Below are 25197 nucleotides of genomic sequence, written 5' to 3' on the forward strand. Positions count from 1 at the left end.
CTCACCGCTCGGGGGTCCGGACACCCGAGCGGGCCAGGATGTCCCGGGTGAGGGTCTCCAGGTCCGGGTCCTCGAACAGGTCGCCGATGTCGAGGGTGACGCCCAACTGCTCCTCGACGGCCGCCGCGATCCGCACCGCGGCGATGGACTGTCCGTTGAGCTCGAAGAACGTGGCGCCGGGCCGGTCGGAGCCCGGGCCCAGGACGTCGGTCCAGATGGCGGCGAGCCGCTGGGCGACGTCCGCGGTGGCCGGCTGCTGCTGAGTGGTCATTTCACTGCTCCTTGCAGGAAGTGGGTGGTTCAGAGGTCGAAGGTTCAGAGATGGACCGGAAGCTCGGCACGGCCGTTCATGATGAACGTGCCCTGACTCGCCAGGTCGTCCGGCTCGACGGCGAGCCGTACCTCGGGGAAGCGCGCGAACAGCGCCTCCACCGCGATACGCACTTCCATCCGGGTCAGCGCCGGGCCGACGCAGCGATGCACGCCGTGGCCGAACGCCACGTGCCGCTTGTCCGCGCGCCGGGCGTCGAACTCGCCCGCGTCAGCGCCGTACAGCTCGGGATCGCGGCCGGTCGCGGCGTAGCCGACGATCACCGGGTCGCCCTTGGCGATGGTCACGCCGGCGATGTCAATGTCCTGCGTCGCGAACCGGAACGGCAGGTGTGCGACCGACGCGTCGGTGCGCAGCGTCTCCTCCACCACGTCGTCCCAGTCCACTTCGCCGTCCATCGCGAGGGCGCGTTGGTCCGGCCGGGCGAGCAGCGCCAGGACCGCGTTCGTGATGAGATTCCGGGCCGGCTCGGCGCCGGTGTTGATCACCAGCTGCGCCAGGCCGACCAGCTCCGCGTCGGACTCGGTGTCGGATTCGGTGCCGGATTCGGATTCGCCGGCGGACTCCGCGTCGGCACTGGCACCGGCCACCGGACAGCCGCTCGGCAAGGCTTCGATCAGGTCACTGATCAAGTCCTCCCCCGGCTCCAGGCGCTTCGCCGCGACCAAGTCCTGGATCTTGCCCTGCAACTCGATGAACTCCGCGCGGGCCTTCAGCGGATCCGGCTGGATGTACCCGGCGCGGTCCAGGACGCCGTCCGGGTCGCCGTCGGGCACACCGAGCAGTTCGCCGATCACCCGCGAGGACACCAGATGCGCGTACCGCAGCTTGAGGTCGACCGGCTCGCCGGGCCGCGCGGCCGCGTACTCGGCCAGCTCGTCCAGCGCCCACGCGACGACCTTCTCGACCCGCGGCCGCAGCATGGCGATCCGCTGCGGGCTGAACGCGCCGACGACGAGCTTGCGCTGCCGGGAGTGCGCCTCGCCGTCGGCGGTGGACATGTTGTCCATCCGGGCCCAGGCGATCAGCGGGAAGTCCGGGCCGAGGGCGCCCTCGACGTAGGCCGGCCAGTGCTCCCGGGCGTTCTTGGCGAACCGGTCGTCTGCCAGGACCTGCCGGGCGGCGTGGTAGCCGGTCACCGACCAGGCCGCGACGCCGCCGGGCAACAGCACCCGGGTGACCGGCCCGCGGGCCCGCAGCCGGGCTCCCTCGCCGTGGATGTCGGTGCCGGCCGGATCGATGACCAGCGGATCGGTGCGGAGCGGATCGTCGTCCACGTCTACCTCCTGTGCAACTTCAGCTGGGCGTATCCGCGGTTGGCCACGGTGGTGAGCAGCACGGCGGAGCTGGCGTGCGTACGGCCGGTGGACAGGTCGCGCCAGACGCGTTCCAGGCGCGTTCCCTCCCGGACGGCCGGGCTGCCCGCGGTCGGCTGGAGGATCTCGTCGACGGCCCGCCAGGCCAGTTCGGTGGCCTCTCGGCAGGTGATCGCGACCCGAAGGTCCTCCTCAGCGGTGAACGCCCCGACCGGCTGCCCGGACAGCTCGTGCCAGCGCCGCGACGCCGCGAGCACCAGCGTCTCGGCGGCGTCGATCATGCCGCTGGCCTTGCCGTACCAGAGCTGGTAGTCAGGGTCCTGCGCTCGCGGCGCGAACGGCGGCAGGATCGTGGTGCGGGTGAACATCAACTCCGTGTAGGCGTCGAGCGCGCCCTGGCACATGCCGAGCGCGATGTGCGCGCCCTCCAGGGCCATCGAGCTGGCCGGCGCGCCGCCGTACTGCGGGTGCTCATGCAGCACGCGCCCCGGCGTGCCCTCGGTCACCGAGATCTCCTCGAAGTTCACCTCGATGCCGAAGTGCTCGGGGATGTGCCCGCCGGAGATCCGGATGCTGTGCGACCCGCTGCCCTTCAGGCCCAGCTGCCCGCCCCAGTCGTCGAGCATCTCCCACTGGTCGCGGGGCGCGATGAACAGCAGCCGGCGCGGCGCGTCCGCGTCGTCGCCGACGATGACGGTGTTGCCGATCAGGTGGGTCGCGTACGGCGCGCCGGAGCAGTACCGCCAGACGCCGTCCAGGATCCAGCCGCCGTCCTCGGCGCGCCTGGCCGTCCCGTAGGGGGCGTTGACCAGAGGCGCGATGAAGTCGCCGCCGCTGAAGATCTCGGCCTGCGCCTTCTCGCCGAACATGCTGCCGGCGAACAGCGAGTGCGCCGCGCCGAGGCAGTACATCCAGCCGGTGGACGCACAGGCGCGAGTCAGGATCATGACGATCTGCAGGAAGGTGTCGAAGCCGAACTCGTAGCCGCCGTACCGCTTGGGCACCGTGATGCGGTAGAAGCCGGCATCCCGGAACGCCTGGTGGGTGTCCTCGGCGTAGTAGGTCCGCTGCTCGGTCTCGTGCTGGCGCGCCACCAGGTCGGGAACCATGGCCTTGGCCCGCTCGATCAGCATGGCCGGGGTGACGTCCGACTCGGGAGGCGTGGCCGCGCCCCGCACCGCGTTCTCAGTGGTGGTCATGACGCCGCGCCCCGAATCGCCGAGTCCGGGTCGGCCACCATCTCGCCGATCACCCCGAGGAAGCCGTCCACCTGCTCCTCGACCTCGGCCCGCTCGAACAGGTGGCGGCTGAAGCTGAGCCCGCCGACCACTTCGTCCGCGCCCAGGTGCATCGACCAGATCATGCCGTCCGGGGTCTCCGAGCCGAGCGGCTGCGGGATGACGCGCCGCCAGATCGCCGTGTATTCGAGGTCGCCGATCTTCTCGCTCTGCGTGAGATAGGGCGGTTGGACGGCCTGGAACAGAGTCGGCACGGCGTCGGGGCCGGCCGAGGACATCAGCTCGGGCGCCTCGGCGAGCAGGTGCAGCAGCGGCAGCTCGTGCGAGAAGGCGCCGATGCAGGCCGTCCGGGTGCGGGCGATGACGTCGCGGAAGCTCCGGCAGCCGTCCAGGTCCACGCGCAGCGGGACGAAGTTGAAGAACGACCCGACCGTGGACTGGAAGCGCGGCTCGCGGCCCGGCCCGAAGGTGGGCACCACGATGTCGGTCTCCTTGGTCCGGCGGTTCACGAAGACGGTGAACGCGGCGAGCAGGACCATGAACGGCGAACTGCGCGTCGCCCTGGCCAGCCGGGACACCTCGACGCTCAGCCGCGCCTCGGTGGTGAAGCGGTGGTAGCTCGTCGCAGGGGTCTGACCCGAGCGGTGCACCGGCGCGACCAGGATCCTGGCGCCGCGCAGCGTTTCGCGCCAGTACGCCCGCGAAGCGGCCACCGCCGGCCCGGCCGCGTCCTCCTGCTGCGCGGCGACATAATCGCGGTACTGCGTCGCCTCGGGCAGCCGCGGCTCTTGCCCGGCCACGCGAGCGGCGTAGCACTGCGCCAGATCCCGCAGGACCACCTGGATCGACCACACGTCCGCGGCGCTGTGGTGGGCGCACAGGACCAGGACGGAGTCCTGCTCGTCGAAGCGGCCGAGAACCGCGCGCAGCAACGGGATCCGGTCGGCCGGGAACGGCCGGGTCTCTGCCTCGATCATGAGCTGCTCGGCGCGCCGGTCCCGGTCCGCGCCCGGGGACTCGTCCAGGTCGACCAGCAGCAGTTCGGGCTGCACGGCCGGCAGCACGCTCTGGCCGCCGCCGTCCTCCAACCGCACCACGGTGCGCAGCGCCTCGTGCCGCTCGACCACGTCCGCCAGCGCCTCGCGCAGGGCGGCAACGTCGACGCGGCCCTGGATCCGCCAGCCGAAGACCTCCGTGTAATGCGGCCCGAACGGCCCGGCTTCGAAGCCTTGGGCGAAGATGCACAGGAACTGCTGCTGCAACGACAGCGGCGCGGTCACCTGCTGGGTTTCCGGAGTCGTGGTCATGTGAGCTCTCTCCTGAAGTGAAGGCTGACGCTGGTCAGTTCCAGGGCTTTTGGACGGTGACGACCGCATAGCCGATCCGGTCCGCCCCCGGCGCGAAGAAGTGCTCCAGCGTCTGCCGGAGTTCGTCGACGGCGTCCGGCCCGAACCGGGCGGCCAGGTCCTCGCGCCGGGTTTCCACGGCCTGCAGGTACTTCGGGCCCATCCCGAACACCCGCGGCCCGCACTGCAGGTACTCCAGCAGCTCGAATCCGTTCTCCCGCAACGGGTCCAGCCACTCGGCGACCGACAGCAGCCACTGCGCCCCGAAGGCCTCGGCGTGCTCGCTGGCGGCCACCACGCCGAGGCCTTCCCGGGTGGGCTCGGTCAGGGTCAGCCGGCCGCCGGGGCGCAGCACCCGGTGCAGTCCGCGCAGCGTCGGCCCGAGGTCGCGGACGTAGACGAGGGCTTCCATCGCCACGACCGCGTCGAAGCTGCCGTCCGGGAAGTCCAGCGCGCTGAAGTCCGCGGTCACGAACGTGACCTGGTCGCCCAACCCGGCCGCCTCGGCCCTGGCGTGTGCCTCGGCCACCTGGCGAGTGCTGATGTTGACGCCGGTGACCTGCACCCCGTACTCGGTGGCGAGCTGGATCGCCGGCGTGCCGAGGCCGCAGCCGACGTCCAGGACCCGTTCGCCCTTGCGCAGCCGCAGCGACTCGGCGACTTTGCGGGTCAGCCGCTGCGTCGCCTCGATCAGCGGGGACTGGTCCTCGTCGTCGTACCAGTAGGCCAGGTGCACCTGGCCGTCGTTGAACGCGTCCGACATGTCGGAGGAATCGTCGAACATCTCGGCGATCCGGGTGATCTCGCTCTCCATGGCTTTCATGGTCGCCAGGGCGCCGAGGGCGGGCATCTTCATGGTTGCGCCGGTGGCCGCGGCGCGCGGCGGCGGTGGCCCGCGCGCAATCCAGGAGATGCCCGGCCCGGGCCGCAGCGCCGATCGTGAGCTCATCAGCGCACGATCTCCAGGAGGTGGGCGAGATGCCCAAGGAAGCACCCCGGCCGGCGGCCGACGGCGACCCGACCCGCGCCGTCGTGCTGGGCGGCAGCATCGCCGGGCTGTTCGCGGCCCGTGTGCTCGCCGAGGCCTACGACGAGGTCCTGGTCGTCGACCGGGACGCGGTCACCGGAATCGACGGCCCGCGCCGCGGACGCCCCCAGGGCAAGCACATCAACGCCATGCACGTGCGCGGCCGGGTCGTGATGGAAGAGCTCTACCCCGGCATCACCGACCAGCTCATCGCCGACGGCACCCCCTTCGGCGACTTCTCCGGCTCGGTCCGCTGGTACTTCCGCGGCCGCCCGGTCAAGCGCGCCGACATCGGCTACATCGCCGTCCCGGCCTCGGCCCCGCTGATGGAGCGCCGGATCCGCGAGCGCACAGCGCAGCTGCCGAACATCGGCTTCATCGAACGCTGCGACATCCTGGGCCTGACCGCCAGCGCCGACCACGCCTGGGTGACCGGCGTGAAGGTCCAGCGCAACGACGGCAAGGCCGGCGAGACGATCGCCGCCGACCTGGTGGTCGACGCGACCGGCCGCGGCTCACGCACCCCGGTGTGGCTGGAGGAGATGGGCTACCCGCGGGTCGAGGAGGAACGGACCAACATCGGCCTGGGCTACGTCACCCAGAACTACAAGATGAAGGCCGACCCCTACCACGGCGACCTCGCGATCATCGCCGTCGCCTCCCCCGACGTCCCACGCGGCTGCATCTTCACCAAGACCGAGGGCGACAAGACCCTGCTGACGGTCTACGGCATCCTCGGCGACCACCCGCCGACGGACCAGCAGGGGCTGTACGAGTTCGTCAAGGGCCTGCCGGTCCCGGACATCCACGAGGCGCTGAAGCACGCCGAACCGCTGGACGAACCGGTCGCCTTCCGATTCCCCACCACCCAGCGCCGCCGCTACGAGCGCATGAGCCGGTTCCCAGCGGGCCTGCTGGTCATCGGCGACGCAGTGTCCTGCTTCAACCCGGTCTACGCGCAGGGCATGACGGTCGCGGCCCTGTCCGCCCTCACCCTGCGCCACCACCTGCACTCCGGCACCACACCGGACTCCCGGCAGTACTTCCGCGACCTGGCCCGCGACGTCATCGACCCGCCGTGGGAGATGACCCGCACCGTCGACCTGGGCTTCGACGGCGTCGAGGGCAAGCGCGACCTGAAGGTCCGGATGGGCCAGCGCTACCTGGCGATGGTCCAGGTCGCGGCCACCCGCGACAGCTCGGTGACCCGCGGCTACATGCGCGCCGCCGGCATGCTCGACCGCCCGGAGCAGCTGATGCGCCCCGGCATGGTCGCCAGGGTGCTGCTGAACGCGCTGCGCGGGCCGGCCGGGCCGGCCGCGGTGCCGCCGGCGGTGGCGGAGGCCGGGGCGGATGCCGGGGCGGAGCCGGTGCCGGGGCGGGTGTGAGGCGGCGCGGCTGACGAGCCCACCGGGGCGGCGACCGATAGAGGGCGGTCGCCGCTTCGGTGCTGGTTTTCGCGCCTCCGGTCGGCAGTAAACAGATCAGCGGCGCGCCGTCTCCGACGCACCGCCGATCCCGCCACGCCCCACAGCCACGCCTACCGCGCAGCCACCTCCGCGTTGTACTCATCCAGCCGCCGCTGCGCCGCAACCGTCGCCTGCGCGAACCGCCGCTCAGGGTCAGCACCCTGCTCCAGCACGTCAGTCATCGCCTCGATCAGATCGACGTGCATCCCCGCGAGCTCCCCGACCAGCGCGCCGGTCGCAGCCGGCGATCCGTCGGAGGCATCGAGCTGCGCCGGGGCCACAAGGTGATGCGGCTTCTCGGCGAACCAGCCTTCTGCTTCCAGCAGTCGATGCGCGCTGCGCGTCACCGGGATGAAGCCGCTCGACTTGTGCCACTCGGCGGCGCCCTCGGGGTTGAGCAGGTACTGCAGGAACGCCAGCGCGCCGTCCTGAACCTCCGGCGACAGCCCCGCTGCCAGCCACAGCGAATCGCCGCCCAGGACGTCGCCGGAGTACGGCACGTCGCCGTTGTGGGGCAACCGGTTCGCCCGCACCTCGATCCCCGCCTGCGCTCCGGCCGACACCACCGGCTCGGCCATCACCGAGGAGTTCCAGAGGAACGGCACCCGGCCCGCGATGAAGGCCTCGAACGTCCCCGCCCAGTCCTGGGCCACGCCGGTGTGCAGGTACACCCCGTCCTTGTGCAGCCGCTGCCACCAGGCGGCCCAGGCCAGCAGCTCATCAGAGGCCAGATTCACCTTCTGCGCCCGACCCGCCCGGCCGTTGGCGTTGTCCACCAGCAGTCCGCCCTGCTGGGCCACGACGTGCTGGAAGAACCAGCCGTCATTGGCCCACGCGACGCCGTGCGACGGCCCGCCCTCGCCCCCCATAAGGAGCCGGCAAGCCACCTCCAAAGCGTCCCAGTCCCGCGGCACCTCGGTGATCCCGGCCGCCCGCAGCATGGTCATGTTCGCGTACAGCAGACCCGTGGAGACGCTGAACGGCATCGACACCAGTTCGCCGTCGTAGCTGTAGTACCGGTGCGCGGTGTCGACGAAGTCGTCCAGCACCACCGGCTCGCCGAGGATCTCCCGGCGCCCGCCGACCGCCCGCTGCACCGGGGTGAACAGCGGCCCGCCGGTCGCGGAGACCGCATCGCGGGCGCGCTGGGTCTCGGTGAAGAAGACATCGACGATCGCCGGGACCCGGCCGGAGTCCAGGATCCCGATGAACTCGTCGCGCCCCGTGAACGTCCGGTACGTCGAAATGCGGACCTCGTACCCGGGATGCGCCGCACCGAACTCCGCGGCCCGCCGGCGCACCGGGTCCAGGAACCCCTCCCGAACAGGGTGTTCGGCGAGCAGGATCCCGATGACGATCGGGTCCCCGCCGCCCACGCCTCAGCCCTCCCGCTTCGCGGTGAGGAACACGAACGTCCCCGGCCCGGACTCCTCGACCACGCTCAGCCCGGCGGCGGCCAGCCAAGCCCGGATCTCCTCCGGCTCGAACAGCAGGTAGCCGTCGGGCGCGGCCGGGAAGATGTGCGAGTGCTGGAAGTACCGGTACACCGCGTCGTCGGCCCAGCGGAAGGTCATCAGCGTCAGCACGCCGCCGGGCCGCAGACAGCGGCCGATCTCGGCGAGAGCCTGCGCCGCGTCCGGCACCGCCTGCAAAGCGTTCCAGAAGTTGACGGCGGCCAGCGAACCGTCGGCGACGGGCAGCTCCAGGGCGCTGGCACGGACCGCGGCGACCCGCGGCAGGCGGCCGCGCAGCCAGTGGAGCATGGCGTCGTTGAGGTCCAGGGCGATGACCCGGTCGGCGCCGACGGCATCGGCGACCACCCAGGTCCAGCGCCCGGCGCCGGCGGCGAGATCGAGGATCGGGCCGTCAGTGCCATCAGCGCCATCAGCGCGGGCAGCGGCCGCTATGCGCAGGCGATCAGCGATGTAGGCGTCCTCGATCGCCGGGGTGACGGCGCCGTCCCAGTTCTGCCCCATGATGCGGAGGAACGCCGGACGCAGCCCGACCTCGTAGTGCTGTCCCACGGTGCTCATCACGGCAGCGTTCTGCAGCACGTCGGCCTCGACATCCTCGGCCTCGTCACTCACGCCGGCGCCGGAGCGCTCCCGGCGGGACAGGTCGAGGATGCCGCCGAGCACGACCGGATAGAACGTGGAGCAGCCGGTGCAGCGTGCACCCTTCTTCTCGAACTCCAGCGGGCTCGCGCAGGAGGTACAGCGCAGCGCAGCCTCGTGGCGGGCGAACGTGGAGCCATCGGCGGTGCCGGGCGTCCGGTGCGGGGTCGACCAGTATGGACTCTGATCAGCGACCAGCGCGGGCAGCCCGTGGCTCATCGACCACAGGGCCTTGGCGCCGGCGGTGGCCCACAGCGAGCGGGTGTCGCTCTCCCAGGTCGTGGCGATCTGCTCCGGGGTCAGGGTACTGATCCAGGCGCGGTCGAAGTCGCGTTCCTGCTCGTCGATGTCCCAGTCGAAGGGCGAGGGCCAGGCCCGGCCCAGGTCGGGGTCGGCCGGGTCGAGCCGGGTCAGGCCGCGGTCCAGCCGGGTCCGGTCGTCGGGGTCGAGCGGCACGGTGTTGAACGCGGACTTGATGCGGTCGCGGTCGTCCTCATGCGGGAAGTGCGAAAGCAGGTACAGCGCAGCGAGGGTGAACGGGGTGACGGTGGTGGTGCCGCGAACCTGGTCGAGGACGACGTCCAGCCCCTGCCGGACGGCGGTGGCGACCGGGCCGTCCAAGGTCGGGTATTCGGCCTCGGCGAACAGGCCGAGGGCTATCGCGAGGTAGCCGCGATGGGCGGCGTCGGCGCCGTCGAAGGCGGCCAGCAGGTCGGGGACGGCCTCGGCCGCCGAGGCGGGATCGGTCAGCGCTCCGGCGGTCCAGAAGGTGCCGACCAGGCGGTGGAACGCCTCGGCCAGCGCTTCGGGGCCGGCTTCGGGGCCCGCTTCTGGGCCGGCTTCCAGGCCGGCTTCACGGAAGGCGGTCAGCGGTCCGGCGACAGTGGCCGGCTCGGCATGCGGAGCCATGGCGAATCCTCTCTTCGACAGGTCTGCATTCACGATCGATCCGGCCGGCGGCGGCCGACATCTTCGGGGGTGCCGAACGGGCTCGCCGGCTTCGCACGCAGCGAGAAGGGCGCTCGCGGTGGCGTTGCTAGCGTCCGAGAGCATGAAGACCGCGCTTCGGACATGCCCTCTGTGCGAGACCGCTTGCGGGTTGCGGCTGACCCTGGACGGCGCAGGTTCCGTACTGCGCGTCGAGGGCGACCGGGACGATCCGTTCAGTAAGGGGTTCCTGTGTCCGAAGGGCGCGGCGCTGGGCCAGCTTGATGAGGACCCGGATCGGCTGGCGCGCCCGCTGGTCCGGGTCGACGGGGAGTTGCGGCCCGCCAGTTGGGACGAGGCATTCGCCGAGGTGCACCGCGGGTTGACCGAGACCATGGCGGCGCACGGACGTGATGCGGTGGCGCTGTACTTCGGCAATCCGACGTTCCACACCATGGCCGGGTTTCTGTACCGGCAGCCGCTGACGCAGGTGCTCGGCAGCCGGAATGTGTACTCGGCGAGCACCATCGATCAGATGCCCAAGCATGTCGCCAGCGGGTTGATGTTCGGCGATCCGTTCGCTGTGGCCGTGCCGGACATCGACCGCAGCGATTACATGCTGATCCTCGGGGCCAATCCGGTGGAGTCCAACGGTTCGCTCTGTGTGGCGCCGGATTTCAAGGGACGGCTGCGGGCCGTGCAGGAGCGCGGCGGCAGGGTGGTGGTCGTGGATCCGCGGCGTACGCGTACCGCGGAGCTTGCCGATGAGCATTTGTTCATTCGGCCGGGGACGGATGCGTATCTGTTGTTCGGGATCGTGCACACGTTGCTGGATGAGGGTTTGGCGGCGGTGGACGTCGAGGTCACCGGACTGGGGGAACTCAGGGTTCTGGCTCGTGATTTCACGCCGGAGGTGGTGGAGCGGGCTTGCGGCGTACCGGCCGCGACGACGGTGCGGCTGGCGCGGGAGATCGCGGCGGCGCCGTCGGCGTGCGTGTACGCGCGGATCGGTACGTGTACCGCCGAGTTCGGTTCGACGGCGCAGTGGCTGGTCGACGTCATCAATGCCCTGACCGGGAACCTGGATCGGCCCGGCGGGGTCATGTTCGCCAAGACCGCGGGGCTGGAGATCTTCCGAAGCGGGCAGCCGTTCGGCACCGGGGCTTGGCACAGCCGGGTGCGCGGGCTGCCGGAGGTGCTTGGGGAGTTTCCGGTCGCCACGATGGCGGACGAGATTGAGACTCCCGGGGAGGGCCAGATACGGGCCCTGATAACGGTTGGCGGCAATCCGGCCCTGTCCGCACCGAACGCACCGCGCCTGAGCGAGGCGTTGTCGGGGCTGGACTTCATGGTGTGTGTGGACCCGTATCTGAACGAGACCACTCGGCACGCGAACGTGATTCTGCCGCCGCCGAGGATTCTGCAGAGTCCGCATTTCGATTTTCTGGTGCAGATCATCATGGTCCGCAACTACGCGCGCTTCTCGCCGCCGGTGCTGCCGCTGCGCGAGGACCAGCGCTCCGAGACGGCGATCCTGGCGAAGCTGCTGCTGATTCTGGCCGGGCAGGGACCCGACGCCGATCCGGCGGGGGCTGAGGAGATGCTGCTCGGGCAGTTGCTCGCGGCCGTTCCGGAACTGCGTGCCGGTCTGGATGGCGCGGACGGCACCGAGAGGATTCTGGACGCGCTACTGAAGCTGGGGTCCTACGGGCTGTCGCTGGACGCGATGAGGCAGGCGCCGCACGGGCTGGATCTCGGCCCGCTGAAGCCGCGGCTGGCGGAGATCCTGTGTACCGCCTCGGGCCGGGTCGATTTGGCGCCGCCGGCTCTGGTCGCGGACGTCACGCGCCTGCTGGGGCGGATGCGCGAGCCGGCGCCGGAAATGGTGCTGATCGGTCGTCGGCACCTGCGCTCGAACAACAGCTGGATGCACAACGTACCTTCGCTGGTGGGCGGCAGCAACCGGTGCACACTGCACATCCACCCGCAGGATGTGGCGCGCCTGGGCCTCGGGGAGCGCGCGCGGGTGCGGTCTGCTGCCGGCGAGGTTGAGGTCGTGGTGGAGGTTACGGACACCATCATGCCGGGGGTGGTGAGCCTGCCGCACGGCTGGGGGCATGCGGAAAGCGGACAGGCCGTGGCGCGCAAGAACGCCGGTGTCAACGCGAATGCGCTGACTGATGAGGCGGTCGTGGACCCGGTTTCAGGGAACGCGGTTTTCAATGGGGTGCCGGTGCGGGTGATGGTGGTTTGAGGGCGCCGGCTTCCTAGAGGGCGCCTGCTTCCTTAAGTTCAAAACCGGGCGTTCAAAGTGCAAGACCGGGGCGCCTGGCGACGCCCCGGTCCCGACTCCGCCCCCGGCACAGGGCGAAGCTCAGTGCTACTCGGTCCCGGCCGGCACGACGTTCACGTTCAGGTGGAAGATGTTCGCCGGGTCGTACTGCCGCTTCAGCTCCGCCAGCCGACGGTATGTCTGGTGCGGGTACACCGCGTCGATGTCCACCGGGAGGATGTCGCTCAGGAAGCCGCTGTAGGCGCCGGACAGCGACGGGGCCAGGGCGGACCAGAACTCCTCGTAGGTCGGCAGCAGGGGTTCGTTGTCCTCCGGGGAGCCGAGGAGGACGCCCATGATCAGGGCCTGGGTGGAGCGGTGGGCGAAGGCGGTCGCGTCCTCCGCCACCAGGCCCAGGGCGCCGCCGATGCTGCGGATCTCCACGTACAGGTTCGCGAGTTTGGCCTGCTGGGTGAGGATCGTGGTGACCATGTCCTCGGTGACGGCCGGGGCGAGGCGGTTGCGGACGCGGGGGCGCCAGCCCGGGGGGAGTTCGTTGGCGTCGGCCAGGACGTCGCCGTAGTCCATCAGGCGGACCTGGTCGTCCACGACGGTGCCGAGTTTGCGGATCGGGTCGATGGCCAGGCCCGCGGCTGCGTCGTCGTCGCCGGCGTAGCAGACCATGATGGCCAGGGGCGGGGCCTCCCCGCCGAAGGTCGGCCAGCACATGGCGGTGGAGGTGAGCTCCTCGGGGGCGGAGTCCATGTACGCGGCCCAGCCGCGCAGGACCGCGGCGGTCTCGTCGGGGGCGAAGGCGATCTGGCCGAAGAAGACCTGCTTGACCGGCTGGGCGATGACGGTGAAGGAGGTCACCACGCCGAAGTTGCCGCCGCCGCCGCGGATCGCCCAGAACAGGTCCAGGTTCTCCTCGGTGCTCACGGTCAGGACGCGGCCGTCCGCGGTGACCACGGTCGCCGACACCAGGCTGTCCAGGGCCAGGCCGTACTTGCGGGCCATCCAGCCCACGCCGCCGCCGACCAGCAGGCCGCCGACGCCGACGCTGGTGGTGTCGCCGGAGGTGAAGGCCAGGCCGTAGGGCGCCAGGGCCTTGGCGACGTTGGTCCACAGGGCGCCGGCGCCGAGGCGGACCAGGCGCTCGGATTCGTTCAGCACCTCGACGGTGTCCAGCGGGGACAGGTCCAGGACCAGGCCGCCGACGTTGGTGCTGAAGCCGGCGTTGCTGTGGCCGCCGCTGCGGGTGGAGATCTCCAGATCGTGCTCGACGGCGAAGGCGATGCCCCGGGCCACGTCCTCGTCGCTCTCGGCCCGGACGATCACGGCCGGGTGGCCGGTGTGGGCGAAGATGTCGGCGCGGGCGTCGTAACCGTCGTCCCCCGGCACAAGAACCTCACCGGTGACTGTGGCCCGCAGGGCCTCGACGGCCCCGGGCTCCACGGCGCTGTCCATGGTGGTCTCCCTTTTTTCTTCACGCTGGTTTGCGTCTCTACCGCGTAGTCGGAGCCGAGACGCCGATCCGGACATCCCCCGGCGCTCCGGTATCCGCACACGAGGAGATGCCGGGCTGGTGACGCCCCGCCGGCGGCGGACGCCCGCCGCCGGCCCCGGTCGGTCAGCCCTCGGGCATCTCCAGGAACGGCCGGACCTCCACGGCGGACCACTGCGCGTCCGGGATCATGGCCGCGAGCTCAACCGCACGCTCCTTGCCGGCGACGTCGAACACGTAGTAGCCGCCGAAGAACTCCTCGGCCTCGACCAGCGGGCCGTCGGAGGGGACCGTCTTGCCGTCGCGCACGCGCACCACGGTGGTCTGCGCCGGCTCGGCGAGCGGCTGCATGGTGACGAACTCGCCGGACTCGTGGGTGAGGCCGATCAGCTTCTCGTGGGCGGCCCCCACGGCGGCCTGCTGCTCCTCGGTCAGCTCCGCGTTGGCCTTCGGGTTCAGGTGGATCAGCAGCATGTACTTCATGGTTCCGCTCCTCATGATCGGGCGCCCGGCACGGACGCTCTCACCTGGTAGTCGGAGCCGAGGCGGGGAAGCGGACACGAATCACGCGGCGAGCACGCCGGGATCGGCGCATGGCGCGATGGGAGCGAGCCGAGATCGGTGGTGGCCTGGAGGGCCGGCCCTGCCCTCATGGCCCCGAGCCATCGCAGTGCGGTTCGAGCACCTGCCCGGTTCGCGGGCAAAACGGCTGATCGCCCGGCCACGTGAGCGGCCGGGCGATCAGTAGAGGCAAGATTCCTGCGAGGCGATCAGATCCTGATGAGGATCAACTCCCGATGGGGATCAACTCCCGATGGCGATCTGGCTCGCTGCGTTCCCGATCGCGGTCCAGGCGCCCGGGCCCGTGCCGGAGCCGTTGTAGGTGGACACGGCACTCAGATCGCCGGCCAGGCCTGCGATGTGGCTGTTGCCGACGGCGAAGGCGGCGGCCGGTCCGCCGATGGCGGTCCAGGCGGCGGGACCACTGCCGGTGCCGTTGTACAGGCTGATGCTGCCGTCGTTCGGGTTCGTCGCGAACAGGCCGTAGCCGCCGGCGTAGATCGCGGTCGCGGCGCCGCCGACGACGTGCCAGTTGGTGCCCGTCCCGTCCCACTCGGACACCGAGGACTTGTCGGGCGCGAGGCCGTACAGGTGGCCGCCGCCGACCGCGAACTGCGCGCCGGCACCGCCGACCACGGTCCAGGCCGCAGGCCCCGAGCCGGAGCCGTTGTACCGGCTGATGCTGCCGTCGTTGGGGTTCACGGCGAACAGGCCCGCGTCGCCGGCGTAGATCTGCGTCGCCGCGCCGCCGATCACCGTCCACGCTCCCGGCCCGGTGCCCGTGCCGTTGTAGACCGACACCGCGCTCTTGTCCGAGGCCAGGCCGTAGAGGTGGCCGCCGCCGACCGCGAACTGCGCCGCCGCGCCGCCGATGGACGTCCACGCCGCCGGGCCGGACCCGCTGCCGTTGTACTTGTTGATGCTGCCGTCGTTCGGGTTGACGGCGAACAGGCCCGCGTCGCCGGCCAGGATCTGGGTCGCCGCGCCGCCGATCGCGGTCCACGCGCCGGGGCCGGTACCCGTGCCGTTGTAGACCGAGATCGCGCTCTTGTCCGGAGCCAGTGCGTAGATCCGGTCGTTCGCGACGGTGATCGTGACTCCGGGGGTGTCCGCGGAGCGGCCGCCGGCGTTGGACGCGTAGGCGGTGATCGTGTGGGTGCCGTTGGTCAGGGAAGTGGTGTCCAGCGTGTAGTTGAACGCCGTGGCCGAGGTGGCCTGGCCGACTTCGGCCCCGTCGACCTTGTAGTGGACGGCGGTCGTATTGCTGCTGATGGCGGATGCCGTCAGCGTGATCATCCCGTACGCGAGGCCGGCCGGCGCGTGGAACGTCGGCATGGCCGGCGCGTTGGCGATGGTGATGCTGACCGCGGGGCCATCGACCTCGGCGCCGTTGACGACCGCGCCGATGAAGGCCTGGTAGCCGCCGTCGGGGATGGTGAGGGCGGGGCTGTCCGAGGCGCCGGTGGTGTCGAACTGGTAGCTGAAGGAGGTGCCGCCGGCGATGGCCGGGTGGGGGACGATGTCCGCGCCGCCGGCGGCGGGCCGCAGGTGCAGGTAGTACGCGCTGGCGTTCGGCGACGCGCTGCCGGTGACGGTCACGGTGCCGTGGTAGGTGCCGCCGTTGGCCAGACCGCCGGGTGCTGACACCGAGGGGGCGACGTCGCTGCTGGTGTCGTGCATCCAGTGCACGTCGCCGGAGCCGCCGAGGACGTTCTCGACCATGCCGTTGCTGACGGAGATGCCGTCCCATTCGCCCGGAGTGGAGGGGACCTCGTTCCAGTTCTGGTGGACCATGTCGATGGTGCCGTTTCCGTTGGCGTCGACGTGGCTGGCCAGGACGACGCCGGTGTGGCCGGCGCCGCTGTCGTAGTAGGCGATGACGTCGCCGGGTTGCGGTGCGGTGTGGTCGGACAAGGAGTTGCCGCGCAGGACGAAGCGTCCGGGGTGGATCTTGTTGAGCGCGGCGGTGAGGTTGTCGGCCTGGTCCTTGCCGTCGCCTCCGTCGTTGCCGGTCAGGCCCCAGCGCTGGATCGCGTAGCGCATAGGCAGCTCGGCGCACTCCCATTCGTTGCCGCCCCAGCCGGTCGCGCGGTCGTTGCCGTTGCTGTAGCCGCAGACCTGCAGGCCGTCGATCTTCTCGTTGAGCAGGCTCTAGTAGCCGCCGTCACAGGTGCCGTTGCCGTGGTCCCAGTAGCTGGACGGGACCGAGGCCAGCGTCCCGACGGAAATGGCCGGGTCCCCCGAAGCCGCGGCAGTGGCGGCCTTGAGCGCTGTGTGCGGCTGGGCGCCGGTGTTGGCGGCGGTGACGTTGACCGTGGTCGGCGTCGACAGGCTCGCCGCGGTCACGGCAATGCCGGTGCCGAACCCGGTCGGGACGGCGGGCTCGGCATGTTCGGCGCGGATGATCCAGATCCGTTGACCGGCCTCGACGATCCACTGCGCCGTCTGGATCTTCGAGGTGCCGTCGGCCTCGTGCCGGACCTGCGCGGTCACCTTCTGACCGAACAGCGTCGCGACCGGGCCGGGGACCGAAGCGCCGCCGACCGAACGCCAGGCGGCCGCACCGCCGGGCGCCGCGACCGGGTAGTCGGACTTCGGCAGCCGTTCGCCGAAGGGCACCGCCGTGACGGAGAAGAACCGGAACGGTCCGGAGGCCTCGGCCGACGCGCTTTGCACCGAGTCCCCGGGCTTGGGGGTGAACGAGGCTCCGACCGGCATATCAGGGTTCGTCACCGTGAGTGCGACACCGTCGACGCTCATGGCGTGCTGCGACGGCGCGGTCTTGACGCTGACGACCGGAACCGGGCCGGCGGACGCTGCGGCGTGCACGACGGGCATCGCGCACAGCGGTGCGGTCAGCGTTCCGGCGACGATCATGGCGGACAGGCTGCGGCGGATACGAGGCATGGAAGTCTCCAGGAATGGCGGCAAGGGAATGGGGATACGAGGTCACGACGACGGCGCCGACGGCACGCCGTGCTACCGAGCCCTCGTCACGTCGGACAACGGCAGCGCGGCCATGTCGTGCAGGCCGTAGTCGGTCAGCGTGTGAGTGCACAGCGCGCGGACGCACAACCCGGTCGCGGTCCCGACGGCCTCGGGCTGCGAGTCGGCCCGCACCAGCAGGACCAGGGTGATGCCGCCGGTCGGGTCCGGGGCCGTTCGGACGTGGTCGAGCTGGTCGCCGGGGCGGGCGTGGGCCCACAGGAGGTCGGCGAGGATGGCGGGGCTGAGCGGCGGCGCCTCGGGCGGGGGCTCGAGGCGCGCGGCGACGGCGTAGCGGTCGGTCATGGCGGTTACCAGCAGCTCGTGCAAGCCTTGACGGCCGCGATGGTCGTGTGGGGCGTGGTCGTCGTGGCGGCAGCGGTGGCCGCTGTAGCCGTGGCGCCGGACAGGATCGCGACCATCAGGGCGAAGGGGGCGAATCGGGCGAGCTTGGGCATGGCGGGGCCTCCGTGGGTGCGGCAGGGGTGTGGCAGATCCGGGGATTCCGGCGCCGTATCCGTCCGGGCCCGTCGGCGCCTTCCGGTGAGTGAGAGTCTTCCGTGCAGGTCAGGGCTTCGGAAGAGATCGCCGGTGGCACGAAGGTTCCATGGCACGATCGCGCCACCGACGCCCCAGCACGACGGATGTTCAGCGGTCGCGCGGGCCTGACATCGACTTTGCGGGGCGTCACTGAGGGTGGCTATTGCCTGACTCCGCCCGGCCGTGGCAAGGTTCGAACGCGGGTTTGATGATCACCGGTGTGGGGGGACGCGCATGCTGCGTGAGCTGGGGCTGGACGAGGTGGCCGAGCAGGTCTACCGGACCCTGCTGGACCAGCCGACGATGACGGCCGCGGAGGTCGCCGATCAGCTGGGACTGTCGCAGGACCAGATCATGGGCGCGATGGACGCGCTGTCCGATCTGGCCCTGCTGCGGCTCTCGCGCACCGATCCGGGCCAGCGGCGCGCGGTGAGCCTGGAGCGCGGGATCGCTTTGCTGATCCGGCGGCAGGAAGCCGAGCTCGAAGCCCGGCGCCGGGCCCTGGAGGAGAGCCGCGCCGCCGCCGAGCGCACGGTGAGCACCAGGGCCCACGCGCTGCACCGGATGCCGGCCGGCGTGGAGCTGCTGCGGGATCTGGACGAGATCCAGAGCCGGATGGAGTCGACGACGCAGAGCGCGGTCACCGAGACCTGGTCGATCGTGCCGGCCCTGATGCCGGCCGAGGCGCTGGAGGCCTCACGCCAACTGGACGCCGAGATGGCCGCGCGAGGGGTCCTGCAGAAGGTGCTGTGCCACGAGCACACGCGCACCAACCCGGTCGCCCTGGCCCACAGCCGCTGGATGATCGGCCTGGGGGCCCGGATCCGCACGGCGCCGGCCCTGCCGCACCGGCTCCTGATCATCGACCGCACGACCGCCTTCGTCCCGGCCGACCCGGCCACCCCGCGCGAGGGCGCGATCCTGGTCACCGCGCCCGGGATCGTCGCCGCCCTGGCCGAACTCTTCGACCGGGTCTGGGAGAACGCCACCGATCTGCTCGAGGTCCCCATGCCGGCCGCGGACGGCGGCCTGAGCGTCTCCGAGCAGGAACTCCTCCGCCTGCTGGCGAAAGGCCTCACCGACGACGCGGCCGCCAAGCGGCTCGGCGTGTCGCTGCGCACGGTGAAACGCCGCATGGAGGAGTTGATGCGGCGCCTGGAAGCGGGGTCGCGGTTCGAGGCGGGATTGAAGGCGGGGCAGCGCGGCTGGTTGTAGCCGCCGCGCATGCGGACTGAGCGTTCCGAAGACGCCAAGGGTGGTCCGCTTCCTCAGAAGCGGACCACCCCACAGAGAATTCACGCGGCTTTCACCGCATTACATCAGAACCCTGCTATACCGTTCGGCGTTCCCCAGCCGGTCGGCCCGTCGTAGCCGGTGACCGCGTTGCACTGGTAGTCGCCGCCGCAGTCCTGGAAGACGCCGTTGTTACCGCCCACGACGTCGAACAGAGCACTGTGGTCACTGTAGAAGGCCGAGGCGTTCGGGAACTTCTGAGGGTTCCCGGCCAGGCCGATCACACCGGCGATGAACGGCGAGGAGGCGCTGGTGCCGCCGACGATGCTCCAGCCGGAGGGCAGGCCCTCCAGGTCGGGGGTGTCGGTGACGTAGATGGCCGGGCCGGTGTTGGGGTCGGCGTCGGCGGCCACGTCCGCGACCATGCGGCCGGGGCAGTTGGCGTCGGTCTGCCAGGCCGGCTTGTCGATCCAGGCGGAGCAGCCGCTGCCGGCGCCCTGCCAGGCGGTCTCTGTCCAGCCCCGGGTGGTGTTCGCGGCCTTGGTCAGCGACGTGCCGCCGACCGCGACCACGCTGGTGTACGCGGCCGGGACGCTCGGGATGCCATAGCCGCTGTCACCGGAGGAGGCGACGACCGCGACACCGGGGTGCGTGTAGTCCGGGGCGTAGGCGGCGACGCCGTTGGCCTCGGTGCCTCCGTAGCTGTTGGAGACCTCGGTCGCGCCCAGCGCCACGGCCTCGTTGACCGAGGCTCCCAGGTCGTCGAAGGAGGCTGAGTCGCCCTCGACGAGCAGGATCTTGCACTGCGGGCAGGCCGCCGAGACCATGTCCAGGTCGAGGGCTTCCTCCACGCCCCAGCCCTGGTCGGGCGGCAGCGGGGTGGCCGCGCCCTTCTCGTTCACCTTGTGGAAGCAGCCGTTCGCCGTGGTGCAGGCGGGCAGACCATAGGTGGAGCGGTAGACCGCCAGGTCCGCCTCGGCCGTCGGGTCGTCGCCGGCGTCGACGATCGCGACCGTCTGGTTGGCGCCGCCGGTGGTCGGCAGCTTGTAGGCCGAGCGCAGGTCCGCCGGGCCGAAGCCGGCCGGCAGGGCGGTCGCCGCAGCAGCCGTCTTGCCGGACGCCACGGCCGCCGCGGCCGCCGCGCCCCGGACGCCGGTGCCGCCGTGGACGTCGGTGCGCACCTCGGCGAAACAGCGGGCCTGGCCGGGCCGGGCCGGGCCGCAGGCGTTCTTGACGTTGCCCGCCGGCTTGCCGTGGCCGTTCGGCGCCGCGACGCCCGCGGTGGCCGTGGCCGCCGTGACCGTCAGCGCGGCCACCAGGGTCGAGGCCGCGGCGACGACGGTCGCCACGCGCAGCCCGCGCCGCGGCGCCGAGGCCGAGGCCGAGGCCGGAGCCGGGCTGGAGTTGTTCGGGTTCATCAGGCTCCTCATCGCGTCAGCCGACGGTGTACGGGTTGGTCACGGTCTGGGTGATCGAGCCGCCGAGGCAGTCGGTGGCGGTGACCCGCAGCTGCACCGGGGTGCCGGCCGCCGGGTTGCGCCAGAGCGCGTCGTAGAAGCCGTCGGCGCCGTGGGTCGGGACGTTCTGCCACGTCGTGCCGTTGTCGAAGGACACCGACACCTGCGCGGAGTCGATGTGCGCCCGCGAACCGACGCCGCCGTAGGACAGGTGGCCGACCTGCAGCACCAGGTTCTGCACCGGCGCGTGCGAGGTGTTCGTGTCGCTCAGGGCGTTGAGCTGGTAGTTCAGCGTCAGCGCCGGGAGGATCTGGCACGGCGCGGTCGGGGTGCCGGCGGCCTCGGCCGGACCGCAGCCGATGCCGGAGGGCAGGGCCAGCGAAGGATCAGTCTGCCCCGAGTACGGGACGGTGATGTCGGTGTGGATCTTCGAGGACTGCGTCACGGCGTCGGGGGTGCGGTCGTAGTCGAAGACGGTCCGCACGGTCCCGGGACCCGCCACGTTCTGGAGCAGGTAGCCGAAGTGGTCGGTGTCCGAGGAGACCAGCTGGCCGTTCCAGTACAGCTGCGAGGTGCCGGACGCGGTGAAGTCCAGACCGGTGGTGTCCCGGTTGCTGTCCCCGAGCATCCCGGGGGTCACGTTCAGGCTCCCGGCCCCGGAGCAGGCCTGGCAGCCGAACAGGTCCCCGGCCGGCGACGCGGAGTGCTGGCCGACGTTCGGGGCCTCCGGCGCGTAGGCCCAGGTGCGCTGGGCGAACTGGCCGGCGTGGTACACGGCGCCGTCGTCACTGAGGAGCGCGAAGCTGAAGATCGGGTTGGTGGGGTTGGGGACCGTGGGCAGGAACATGTTGCTGAACCACTGCAGCCCGCCGGTCAGGTATTCGGTGACCGACTTGCCGGGCGCCGGTATCCCCGACAGGGACCAGCCCATGGGCGTGCTGGCCGCGCTGCCGATGCCCGGCTCGTTGGCGCCGTAGGCCGGGTCCAGGTTGAAGGTGTGCCGGAGCGTGGCCAGCGAACTGTCGGCCACCGTGTAGGTCTGGTTCACCGAGATCTGGTCCGAGGACTCGATGAGGTTGTACCGGTACGGGCTGGCGGCCGCCGCCGGGCCGGCACCCACATAGTTGAGGTTGTAGCTGAGCGAACCGGTCGCGGGCTTGGCCTCGGGGCTGACGTACGTCTCCCCGCCGCCGCCGAGCAGCATCAGTCCGCCGCCGATCCCGTTCGGGTCCATGCGGTCGATCCCCACGTAGCCGCCGACCGCGGTCGAGGGCTTCTGCGTGGTGAAGGTGACCTGGCTGGTCGCGGTGCGCTCGTCGATGGTGGCCACCGGAGCGGTGCCCGTGGCCGGCACGCTGATGCCGTCCTGCGAGACGATGTTCGTCCGCGGGGTGTTGCCCGAGGCGTCGAAGGTGAAGTCGAACGCGATCGCGGCGTAGTTCCCGGCTGGCACCGCGACCTTGGCGATGCCGTCCGAGGAGAACACCTGCTGGTTGAACTCTTTCGCGTTGTCGGTGTTGATCAGGATGATCGGCACGCTGGAGGCCGCACCGGTGCTGTCCAGGGTGTTCACCTGCAGGATGTGCAGCGGGTAGAAGGGCTGGACCGGCGGCACGACCCCGGGCGCGGCCATCGACGTCAGGCCGCCGAACAGCGGCGCCGTCCCGGCCTTGTGGCCGGCGGCCAGGTCGGCCTTGATCGAGTCCCGCAGCGCCTGCGCGAACGCCCTACCGGAATCAGGGGTCAGATACCCGCTGGCGCTCTGGCCGCTGACCGAGGTGAGGGTGACGCCGGCCGGAGCGGTCGGCGTGACGCCCGCTGCGAAGGTCAGCTGCACCGGGATGTGCGCGCTCGGGGTGCCGGCGGCGGCCGGCTTGGTCACGTCGAACAGCGACAGATCCAGCGAGCGCCCCACGTACGGCGCGGCCTCCGACGGGATCACGTAGCGGTCCCCGCCGGCCTGGACGCTGGCGAACGCGCTGGACGAGCCGGGGCTCTGGTCGACAGCCAGCCCGGCGTTCGCACCGGTGCCGACCACCAGCCGGTCGCCGGTGGGCAGGACGACGGCGGCGGCGCGCGCACCGGCCGCCGTCACGGTGGGGGCGGCCGCCGGGGCGGTGCCGGAGCCGGTCGAGGCGGTGGCCGAGGCCGCCGCCGGAACAGTCAGAGCGACGGCCGTCAGCAGCGTGGCCGCCGCCGAGGTCGTTCGCATCCTGCGAGAAATCACCTGTGGTCCCTTCGGAAAATCCGTACAACAGGGTTCGCTCCAGTGATCTACCGGAAACCGTGAGTGATGTCAGCTATCTGATTTGACGGCTATACGACAGGAGCCTGATGCAACCCGGGAACGCCCCGCGCGCGTCTTGATATTCGAGGACCCGGCGAACGGAGGCGCCCGTGCCCGATACGATGACCTGGTCGAACCGCCTCGGTTCGGACCACCGCCAGACCCTGGCCAACCTGGTGGCCGGCCTGACCGACCACGCCAGCGCGCATCGCCTGGGGGTGAGCGAGCGCACCGTCCAGCGCCGCATCAGGGAGCTGATGGACTGGTCGGAGTCCGCCAACCGCATGCAGCTCGGCCACCGCGCCGCCCTGGCGGCCGTGGCCGACCTGGCCTGCCTGCCGCTGCCGCACCAGCGCCGGCCCGAGCCCGTGGCACCGCACACCCCCGACGCCTGCGGGATGCACCTGCTGCGGCTCCTGCTGGCCGACGCCGCCGCCGACCGGACCCTGAACATGAGCGCGAGCAGCGTCGAGCGCCGCATCAGGGACCTGATGAAACTGGCCGGCGCGCGGAGCCGGGCCCAGCTCGGATACCGCGCGACATGCTGGGGCTGGCTGTAGGGGCGGACCGGGGTGGGTCGGGGCGGATCCGGGTGGATCGGGTGGATCCGGCCGCGATCGGGGAAGAAGTCGTGCATGGGGACCGAACCCGCGAAGCAGCCTGTGCGCGCCGCCGTCATCGGAGCGGGCGTCCTCGGAGCCTGCGTGGGCTGGAACCTCGCCCGGCGCGGCGCCGAGGTGGTCCTCATCGATGCCGGCCGGCCCGGCGAAGGCGTCACCGACTGGACCTTCTCGTGGGTCAACGCCAGCAACAAGACCGTGCGCCGGTCCTACTTCGACCTGAACGTCGCAGGGCTCGCCGAGTACCGCCGGCTCTCCGAGGCCGTCGGTCCGGAGTCGTGGTGGTATCCCGGCGGCCACCTGCGCTGGTCCGACGATCCGGCGACGGAGGCGAAGTGGCTGCAGATCGCCGATCTGCTGGCCGACTGGGACTACCGGGTCGAGGTCCTGACCGGGGACGAGGCGCGCCGCCTGGAACCGGCGCTCTCCATGCCCGCGGCCACACCGGTCCTGTTCTATCCGGACGAGGCCTGGGTCCATGGACGCCATCTCGTTGAGCGCCTGGTCGGCGCGGCCGCCGCCGCGGGCGCCGAGTGCCGGTTCGGTACCGGGGTCAGCGCCATCCGCACCGACGCGGACGGGAGCGCGGACGGGAGCGGGGGCGGGGGCGGTGACGGGGCCGTACAGGCCGTCGTCCTGTCCGACGGGAGCAGCCTCGCCGTCGACGTCGTCGTGAACGCGGCCGGGCCCGACGCCTCCCAGGTGGCCGGACTCGTCGCGCGGGACCTGCCGATGCGCAGGGAGCCCGGTGCCGTCACGCGGATCGCCTGCGCCCGGGTGCCGATCCGGCACGTCATGCACGCGCCGCACATCGAGATCCGCCCCGACTCGGACGCCTCGATGGTCCTGCACAGCCGCGAGATCGACGCGCTCATCGACACCGTCGAGGATCCGGCGGAGCTCGGAGGGCTGCTGCACGAATCGGTGCGCCGCGTCCTGCCGGAACTCGAAGGCTCCCGCATCGTGGGCACGCGGGTGTCCAACCGGCCCATCCCGGCCGACGGATTCCCCTCGGTGGGGGCGGTGCCGTCCGTCCCCGGCTACTACGAGGCCGTCTCGCACAGCGGCATCACGCTCGGACCGGTGCTCGGCCGGCTGCTCGCGGTGGAGATCCTGAGCGGGACGCGTGATGCGCTGCTCGCGGACTTCCGCCCGGAGCGCTTCCCCGCTCGGTGAACGGCGGGGACCGTCGCGGCGGGCAGCCGGCCGGCCCTCAGATCTCGATGCTCTCGGCCACCACCCGCATCTGGTGGCGGGCCAGCGCCAGGTTCCCGCGGGTGCGGTCGATGGCCAGGTAGAGGAACAGGCCCGAACCGCTGCGGGAGGCCAGGGGCCTGATTATGTGGTACTGGCGGCCGAGGGTGATGAGGATGTCCTCGATGGTGTCGTTCATCTTGAGCATCTCCATCGTCCGCATCTTGGCCCGCACCACCTCGGTGTTGCCGGCCGCGGCGACCGTCAGGTCGAGCTCCTTGGAGACGCTGATCTCGCCGAGCGACATGCCGCTGCCGTAGTCGACCAGCGCGGCGCCGATCGCCCCCTCGGTGCGCATGGCTTCCTTCAGCGCGACGTCAATGGTCATCGACATGGAGTACTCCTTCTTCGCTGGGGACTGATTCGCCGCGCGGGCTGGGGGCCTGCGAGCGGGGACCGGGGCGGCCGCCTCATCGCTCCTTTTCCGTGCTGGCACGCTTCACCACCTTCATCCCGGACCGCCGGACGCGAACCGGGCGGACGTCGGCGTCCACACGAGGGTGGGACGCCTTCACGGGCCACGACCCTGGCACGGACGAGGGCCGCCGACGGTGTTCGAACAACAGAGTCCCCAAGGAGTCCGCTTCCGCCGAAAAGGCCCCAGACCGGTCGGCGGCGGCACAACGCGTAGGCCTGCGACAACGCGCCGTGCGCGGACGCGGATCCGGAAGTCACCCAAAGTAGTCGCGCAAACACCTGCGGGATCTTCGAGGTCT

At 71.2% G+C, this 25197-nt stretch carries 21 protein-coding genes; 5 read left to right on the forward strand and 16 right to left on the reverse strand.

What is annotated here, in order from left to right:
- Position 1: 1 nt before the first annotated feature.
- Genes ABH926_RS10780 through ABH926_RS10800 form a run of 5 tightly spaced genes read right to left on the reverse strand, consistent with a single transcriptional unit; the run spans position 2 to position 5180 of the window.
- Positions 2-271, reverse strand: coding sequence for a phosphopantetheine-binding protein (locus tag ABH926_RS10780; RefSeq protein ID WP_370365291.1), 270 nt, complete (start codon positions 269-271; stop codon positions 2-4).
- A gap of 44 nt (positions 272-315) precedes the next feature.
- A complete protein-coding gene (locus ABH926_RS10785) occupies positions 316-1608 on the reverse strand; it encodes a cytochrome P450 (RefSeq protein WP_370365292.1) in 1293 nt (430 codons plus the stop codon).
- Positions 1609-1610: 2 nt separating this feature from the next.
- On the reverse strand, positions 1611-2846 hold the full coding sequence (locus ABH926_RS10790; RefSeq protein WP_370365293.1) for an acyl-CoA dehydrogenase family protein: 1236 nt from the start codon (positions 2844-2846) through the stop codon (positions 1611-1613).
- Positions 2843-4192 carry a condensation domain-containing protein gene (locus ABH926_RS10795; RefSeq protein ID WP_370365294.1) on the reverse strand — a complete coding sequence of 450 codons (1350 nt, stop codon included), beginning with the start codon at positions 4190-4192 and terminating at the stop codon, positions 2843-2845. Before ABH926_RS10795 ends, ABH926_RS10790 begins: the two co-directional genes overlap by 4 nt.
- Before the next feature lie 34 nt (positions 4193-4226).
- A complete protein-coding gene (locus tag ABH926_RS10800) occupies positions 4227-5180 on the reverse strand; it encodes a cyclopropane-fatty-acyl-phospholipid synthase family protein (RefSeq protein ID WP_370365295.1) in 954 nt (317 codons plus the stop codon).
- A gap of 29 nt (positions 5181-5209) precedes the next feature.
- On the opposite strand from ABH926_RS10800, the gene ABH926_RS10805 reads away from it, so the two are divergent.
- Positions 5210-6646 (forward strand): FAD-dependent oxidoreductase, encoded by a 1437-nt coding sequence (locus tag ABH926_RS10805; RefSeq protein ID WP_370365296.1) that lies wholly within the window; start codon positions 5210-5212, stop codon positions 6644-6646.
- A gap of 152 nt (positions 6647-6798) precedes the next feature.
- On the opposite strand, the gene ABH926_RS10810 is transcribed toward ABH926_RS10805, so the two are convergent.
- Positions 6799-8103, reverse strand: coding sequence for an extracellular solute-binding protein (locus ABH926_RS10810; protein WP_370365297.1), 1305 nt, complete (start codon positions 8101-8103; stop codon positions 6799-6801).
- 3 nt (positions 8104-8106) lie between these two features.
- Positions 8107-9750: a methyltransferase domain-containing protein gene (locus tag ABH926_RS10815; protein ID WP_370365298.1), complete on the reverse strand. Its 1644-nt coding sequence runs from the start codon at positions 9748-9750 to the stop codon at positions 8107-8109.
- Positions 9751-9892: 142 nt separating this feature from the next.
- Between ABH926_RS10815 and ABH926_RS10820 the strand changes: the two genes are divergently transcribed.
- Complete coding sequence (locus ABH926_RS10820; RefSeq protein WP_370365299.1) at positions 9893-12022, forward strand: molybdopterin oxidoreductase family protein; 2130 nt, start codon at positions 9893-9895, stop codon at positions 12020-12022.
- 126 nt (positions 12023-12148) lie between these two features.
- Here the strand turns inward: ABH926_RS10820 and ABH926_RS10825 are convergent, their stop codons facing one another.
- From ABH926_RS10825 to ABH926_RS10850, 6 genes are all read right to left on the reverse strand, one after another.
- Positions 12149-13507 carry an FAD-binding oxidoreductase gene (locus tag ABH926_RS10825; protein ID WP_370365300.1) on the reverse strand — a complete coding sequence of 453 codons (1359 nt, stop codon included), beginning with the start codon at positions 13505-13507 and terminating at the stop codon, positions 12149-12151.
- A gap of 163 nt (positions 13508-13670) precedes the next feature.
- Entirely contained in the window at positions 13671-14027 is a 357-nt protein-coding gene (locus ABH926_RS10830; protein ID WP_370365301.1) for a YciI family protein, read from the reverse strand.
- A gap of 321 nt (positions 14028-14348) precedes the next feature.
- The gene (locus tag ABH926_RS10835) at positions 14349-16148 is read right to left on the reverse strand and encodes a tectonin domain-containing protein (protein WP_370365302.1); all 1800 of its coding nucleotides are present in this window, start codon (positions 16146-16148) and stop codon (positions 14349-14351) included.
- A gap of 108 nt (positions 16149-16256) precedes the next feature.
- Entirely contained in the window at positions 16257-17012 is a 756-nt protein-coding gene (locus tag ABH926_RS10840; protein ID WP_370365303.1) for a hypothetical protein, read from the reverse strand.
- 72 nt (positions 17013-17084) lie between these two features.
- On the reverse strand, positions 17085-17396 hold the full coding sequence (locus ABH926_RS10845) for a hypothetical protein (protein WP_370365304.1): 312 nt from the start codon (positions 17394-17396) through the stop codon (positions 17085-17087).
- Between the two features lie 5 nt (positions 17397-17401).
- Positions 17402-17548, reverse strand: a complete 147-nt coding sequence (locus ABH926_RS10850) for a hypothetical protein (protein ID WP_370365305.1) — start codon at positions 17546-17548, stop codon at positions 17402-17404.
- Between the two features lie 316 nt (positions 17549-17864).
- Between ABH926_RS10850 and ABH926_RS10855 the strand changes: the two genes are divergently transcribed.
- Positions 17865-18845: a LuxR C-terminal-related transcriptional regulator gene (locus ABH926_RS10855; RefSeq protein WP_370365306.1), complete on the forward strand. Its 981-nt coding sequence runs from the start codon at positions 17865-17867 to the stop codon at positions 18843-18845.
- Between the two features lie 104 nt (positions 18846-18949).
- On the opposite strand, the gene ABH926_RS10860 is transcribed toward ABH926_RS10855, so the two are convergent.
- Entirely contained in the window at positions 18950-20281 is a 1332-nt protein-coding gene (locus ABH926_RS10860; RefSeq protein WP_370365307.1) for a peptidase S8, read from the reverse strand.
- A 16-nt stretch (positions 20282-20297) separates the two neighbouring features.
- Positions 20298-22532 (reverse strand): hypothetical protein, encoded by a 2235-nt coding sequence (locus tag ABH926_RS10865; RefSeq protein WP_370365308.1) that lies wholly within the window; start codon positions 22530-22532, stop codon positions 20298-20300.
- Positions 22533-22717: 185 nt separating this feature from the next.
- On the opposite strand from ABH926_RS10865, the gene ABH926_RS10870 reads away from it, so the two are divergent.
- Together ABH926_RS10870 and ABH926_RS10875 are read left to right on the forward strand one after the other, a co-directional pair.
- Positions 22718-23167, forward strand: a complete 450-nt coding sequence (locus tag ABH926_RS10870) for a hypothetical protein (protein WP_370365309.1) — start codon at positions 22718-22720, stop codon at positions 23165-23167.
- Between the two features lie 75 nt (positions 23168-23242).
- Positions 23243-24403 (forward strand): NAD(P)/FAD-dependent oxidoreductase, encoded by a 1161-nt coding sequence (locus ABH926_RS10875; RefSeq protein WP_370365310.1) that lies wholly within the window; start codon positions 23243-23245, stop codon positions 24401-24403.
- A 37-nt stretch (positions 24404-24440) separates the two neighbouring features.
- Here the strand turns inward: ABH926_RS10875 and ABH926_RS10880 are convergent, their stop codons facing one another.
- Positions 24441-24815: a hypothetical protein gene (locus ABH926_RS10880; protein WP_370365311.1), complete on the reverse strand. Its 375-nt coding sequence runs from the start codon at positions 24813-24815 to the stop codon at positions 24441-24443.
- Between the last annotated feature and the right edge of the window lie 382 nt (positions 24816-25197).

The organism is Catenulispora sp. GP43 (assembly GCF_041260665.1).
Classification (GTDB): domain Bacteria; phylum Actinomycetota; class Actinomycetes; order Streptomycetales; family Catenulisporaceae; genus Catenulispora.

Bases quoted from the DNA above. Each gene is read 5' to 3' on its own strand.
- ABH926_RS10780 (WP_370365291.1), bottom strand. From the start codon at position 271: ATGACCACTCAGCAGCAGCCGGCCACCGCGGACGTCGCCCAGCGGCTC.
- ABH926_RS10790 (WP_370365293.1), bottom strand. From the start codon at position 2,846: ATGACCACCACTGAGAACGCGGTGCGGGGCGCGGCCACGCCTCCCGAG.
- ABH926_RS10795 (WP_370365294.1), bottom strand. From the start codon at position 4,192: ATGACCACGACTCCGGAAACCCAGCAGGTGACCGCGCCGCTGTCGTTG.
- ABH926_RS10800 (WP_370365295.1), bottom strand. From the start codon at position 5,180: ATGAGCTCACGATCGGCGCTGCGGCCCGGGCCGGGCATCTCCTGGATT.
- ABH926_RS10805 (WP_370365296.1), top strand. From the start codon at position 5,210: ATGCCCAAGGAAGCACCCCGGCCGGCGGCCGACGGCGACCCGACCCGC.
- ABH926_RS10815 (WP_370365298.1), bottom strand. From the start codon at position 9,750: ATGGCTCCGCATGCCGAGCCGGCCACTGTCGCCGGACCGCTGACCGCC.
- ABH926_RS10820 (WP_370365299.1), top strand. From the start codon at position 9,893: ATGAAGACCGCGCTTCGGACATGCCCTCTGTGCGAGACCGCTTGCGGG.
- ABH926_RS10825 (WP_370365300.1), bottom strand. From the start codon at position 13,507: ATGGACAGCGCCGTGGAGCCCGGGGCCGTCGAGGCCCTGCGGGCCACA.
- ABH926_RS10830 (WP_370365301.1), bottom strand. From the start codon at position 14,027: ATGAAGTACATGCTGCTGATCCACCTGAACCCGAAGGCCAACGCGGAG.
- ABH926_RS10835 (WP_370365302.1), bottom strand. From the start codon at position 16,148: ATGCGCTACGCGATCCAGCGCTGGGGCCTGACCGGCAACGACGGAGGC.
- ABH926_RS10840 (WP_370365303.1), bottom strand. From the start codon at position 17,012: ATGCCTCGTATCCGCCGCAGCCTGTCCGCCATGATCGTCGCCGGAACG.
- ABH926_RS10845 (WP_370365304.1), bottom strand. From the start codon at position 17,396: ATGACCGACCGCTACGCCGTCGCCGCGCGCCTCGAGCCCCCGCCCGAG.
- ABH926_RS10850 (WP_370365305.1), bottom strand. From the start codon at position 17,548: ATGCCCAAGCTCGCCCGATTCGCCCCCTTCGCCCTGATGGTCGCGATC.
- ABH926_RS10855 (WP_370365306.1), top strand. From the start codon at position 17,865: ATGCTGCGTGAGCTGGGGCTGGACGAGGTGGCCGAGCAGGTCTACCGG.
- ABH926_RS10860 (WP_370365307.1), bottom strand. From the start codon at position 20,281: ATGAACCCGAACAACTCCAGCCCGGCTCCGGCCTCGGCCTCGGCCTCG.
- ABH926_RS10865 (WP_370365308.1), bottom strand. From the start codon at position 22,532: ATGCGAACGACCTCGGCGGCGGCCACGCTGCTGACGGCCGTCGCTCTG.
- ABH926_RS10875 (WP_370365310.1), top strand. From the start codon at position 23,243: ATGGGGACCGAACCCGCGAAGCAGCCTGTGCGCGCCGCCGTCATCGGA.
- ABH926_RS10880 (WP_370365311.1), bottom strand. From the start codon at position 24,815: ATGTCGATGACCATTGACGTCGCGCTGAAGGAAGCCATGCGCACCGAG.